Here is a 3,506-nt window from a genome sequence, read left to right as displayed (position 1 = left end):
GATCGCCGACTGGGCGCGCGTGGGCCGCGGCGGCCGCTACGCCGCCGCCGGGCTGGCCACCGACCTGGAAGCGCGCCTGGCGCAACTTGCGCTGCCGGTGCGCGGCGTGGTGCTGCAGGACGACTGGCTGGCGCCGGAGAGTTCGCTGCGCGGCTTGCTCGAAAAGCTGGCGTCGCCGGCATCGCACCTCCATCGCCTGGACGCCGCGCAGCTGGGCACGGCCGCCGATCATTTCGCCTGGATGAAGCGGCCCGCCGCGGTCGCCGCGGTGCTGCTGGGCGAGGATCGGTGAAATTTTTCCGAAAGAGCATTGACGGGAAAGATCGACTCCCGCATAATTCCGCTCCTGACGACGCGCCCGTAGCTCAGTTGGATAGAGTACCTGGCTACGAACCAGGCGGTCGGGAGTTCGAATCTCTCCGGGCGCACCAGTCAGATGAAAAACGACAAGCCATTGCTTGTCGTTTTTTTTTGCGCTTCCGCCGCGATGCGATCGCAATCAGGCCGCGTGCAGCGGCGTACTCGCCCGCTTGCGTCATGCGCACGACACGCAGGTGTAGACGAATCGCCGCAACTCGTGAATAATCCCGCGCCTGACGACGCGCCCGTAGCTCAGTTGGATAGAGTACCTGGCTACGAACCAGGCGGTCGGGAGTTCGAATCTCTCCGGGCGCACCAGTCAGATCAAAAACGACAAGCCAGCGCTTGTCGTTTTTTTTGCCTGCACGGCGGCGATTGCATGCCGCGCACAGCGGCGAACGATGCGCGCCGCCGGCCTCGCCTGCGCGACCGACCAAGCCACACCAGCTCAGGCGATGGTATCCACCACACCGCCGTCGACGCGCAGCGCCGCACCGGTGGTCGCGGACGCCTGCGGCGACGCGACGTAGACGCACAGATTGGCGACCTCCTCCACCGTCGCGGCGCGGCGGATGATCGAGCTGGCGCGATGCGCCTTGACGAAATCGGCGGCGACCTCCTCAAGTGGCTTGCCGGACTGCTCCACCTGCCCGGACAACATGGCGGCGACACCTTCGGTCAGCGTCGGCCCCGGCAGGATCGCATTCACGGTGACGCCGGTGCCGGCCATGCGCTTGGCCAAGCCGCGCGACAGGGCGAGATCGGCGGTCTTGGTCACGCCGTAGTGAATCATCTCGACCGGGATATTGAGTCCGGACTCCGACGAGACGAAGAGCACGCGCCCCCAGCCCTTGTCGGCCATCCCCGGCAGATACGCGCGCGACAGGCGCACGCCGGACATCACGTTGACGGCCAGGAAGCGCTCCCACTCCGCGTCGGGCGTCTCGAAGAAATCCTGCATCCCGAAGATGCCGGCGTTGTTGACCAGGATATCGACCGCAGGAAGCGCGGCGACGATCGCATCGCAGCCGGCTGCGGTCGCCACGTCGCCCACCACGGCGCGCACGCTGGCGGCCGGGAGGTCGCGCTTGAGCGCGGCGACGGCGGCCTCGGTACGGGCCTGGTCGCGACCGTTCAGCGCGACCTCGGCGCCCGCCGCGGCCAGGCCCTTGGCGATGCCGAAGCCGATGCCCGCGGTGGAGCCGGTGACGAGGGCAGTTTTTCCGGATAGATCGATGTTCATGGCTGTCTCCGTGCAGCAGGGTGAGGATGAGGATTCGCTTCGGCGCCGGCCTTGCGGGATGGCCGTCGACAGGCGCTTGCCGAACAGGTGCTGTCATCGACGGAATCATGGACGCATCCGCCGGCAAGCAAGTGAACGCGCCCCAGGCGGGACCTCCGCTCGACTTCGCCACGCCAGCGGGATGCGGGCGATGCAGGCGGAAGAATCGAGCGCGCTGGAGCGGGACGCGCGCCCTGCCTACCTATCCAACCACACCCATGCCTACAGACGACGCACTTGCCGGCATCGGCGGGAGCGTATGCGTCGTGACGTCGTCGGGACGCATGACGTTCCCGCCACGGCGACTCACGCCGCGATCGTGTCGCCCTTCGGCGGCGGCGCGACTGCAGCCGCAGCGTCCAGCGCGACCAGCGGATGGCCCGCCGCACGCCACGCATCCAGCCCACCGCGCAGCGGCAGCACGTCCTCGAACGCGTGCTGGCGCAAGCGCTTGGCCAGGATCGCGGCCGAGACCTCGTTCGGGCAGGCGCAGTAGATGACGATCCTGCGATCGCGCGGCAAGCGGGCGACAAGCGCATCGACCTGGCGATCGTCCACTTCCAGCGCGCCGGGAATGGCGAACGGCTCCAGCGTGCGGTAGCCGGGAGCGCGAATGTCCAGCAGCAGCGGCGGCGCCTCGCCCTGCAGCAGCGCGTGCAGTTCGTCGACGTCGATGCGCCGCATCTCCATCGCCTTGCGCAGCGAGTGCCGGCGCCAGGCGCGGTAGCCGACGTACAGCGCCAGCAGGCCGCCCAGCAGCAGCGCCGCGCGCCTGCCGAGCAGGCTAAGCCAGTCCAGCAAGTCCTGCACCTGGTCGGCGAAGCACAGGCCCAGCAACAACCCGACGCCCGCCCACAAGGCCGCGCCCAGCGCGTCGTAGCGCAGGAAGGCCACCGGGCGCACACGCATCGCGCCGGCCATCGGCACCGACACCATCGACAGGCCCGGCACGAACTTGGCCACCGCCAGCACGCGCACGCCCCAGCGCGCATAGAAGCGCTCGGTGCGCTTCATGCAGGTGTCGCGCGACAGCGACAGCCTGCACAGCGACTGCAGGGTGCGGTTGCCGTAACGACGCCCGGCACCGAACCACAACAGATCGCCGACCAAGCTCGCCGCGATCGACACCGACAAGGCGCCGAGCAGCGCACTCCACATCGCCGCGCCATCGAGCAGCGCATAGGTCGCCCCGACCAGGATCAACGTGGGCAGCGCCGGCACCGGCAGGCCCAGCGACAAGGCCAGGACGTTGACGAAGACCAGCCCGAGTCCGTAGCGCGCAATCAGGTCCTGCATGGCGTGGCGGGCGGAAAGAAGAAGATGCCGCGCATTATCCTCCCGTCGCCCACCGCGCGCGCGGGCAGCAGGGCATCACCGACGGAACAGACCCATCCATCGTCGCCCTGCGGCAAGCGCGACCGGTGTCCGGCATGCCTCACACACCCTCGTCCAGCCGCGCCGCCATCTGCGCCAGCCATGCCGCGAACACGCCCGGCTGACGCATGCGCGCGCGCCACCAGGCCAGCGCCGCGCCCTCCTCGCCGCTGCGCCAGGCCAGCTGGAACACCTCATCCGGCTTCGGCTCCTCCACGGCCTTGCGCACCAGCGCGCCACGCGCCAGCGCCGCGCGCGCATACGGCTCGGGCAGGAAGCCGAAGCCGAGCCCGGCCAGCTGCAGCCGATACTTGCTGCGCATGTCCGGCACGGTCAGTGCGTCCTGGCCGAACAACAGCCCGACCGTGCGTGGCAACAGCCGCCGCGCCGAGTCCGCCACCGCGATCGCGCGATGCGCGCTCAACTGGCTGCGGCTGAGCGGTTCCGGCGCCTGCGCCAGCGGGTGACTGGGCGCGACCGCGAACACGAA

At 69.4% G+C, this 3,506-nt stretch carries 3 protein-coding genes, 2 tRNA genes and 1 pseudogene; 3 read left to right on the top strand and 3 right to left on the bottom strand.

The genetic code is table 11. The annotated features are described in order from the left end of the window. The 3 genes and pseudogenes from D180_RS20730 to D180_RS20720 form a co-directional block, all read left to right on the top strand. Window positions 1–292: pseudogene (locus D180_RS20730) on the top strand (hypothetical protein); the annotation flags it as partial. Between the two features lie 62 nt (window positions 293–354). Then, a tRNA-Arg gene (locus D180_RS20725) sits at window positions 355–431 on the top strand. A 170-nt stretch (window positions 432–601) separates the two neighbouring features. After that, window positions 602–678 (top strand) — tRNA-Arg (locus D180_RS20720). A 130-nt stretch (window positions 679–808) separates the two neighbouring features. Here the strand turns inward: D180_RS20720 and D180_RS20715 are convergent. The 3 genes from D180_RS20715 to D180_RS20705 form a co-directional block, all read right to left on the bottom strand. Further along, window positions 809–1,603: an SDR family oxidoreductase gene (locus tag D180_RS20715; RefSeq protein WP_017914271.1), complete on the bottom strand. Its 795-nt coding sequence runs from the start codon at window positions 1,601–1,603 to the stop codon at window positions 809–811. Window positions 1,604–1,948: 345 nt separating this feature from the next. Next, window positions 1,949–2,938, bottom strand: coding sequence for a DedA family protein/thiosulfate sulfurtransferase GlpE (locus D180_RS20710; protein WP_017914270.1), 990 nt, complete (start codon window positions 2,936–2,938; stop codon window positions 1,949–1,951). Window positions 2,939–3,077: 139 nt separating this feature from the next. Continuing rightward, window positions 3,078–3,506 (bottom strand): LysR substrate-binding domain-containing protein (locus tag D180_RS20705; RefSeq protein ID WP_017914269.1); only part of this gene is annotated, 429 nt, incomplete at its 5' end.

The organism is Xanthomonas sp. SHU 166, from assembly GCF_000364685.1.
GTDB lineage: Bacteria > Pseudomonadota > Gammaproteobacteria > Xanthomonadales > Xanthomonadaceae > Xanthomonas_A > Xanthomonas_A sontii.
Note: the sequence above shows the minus strand (reverse complement) of the source record. Positions and strands in the feature narration are given on the sequence as shown.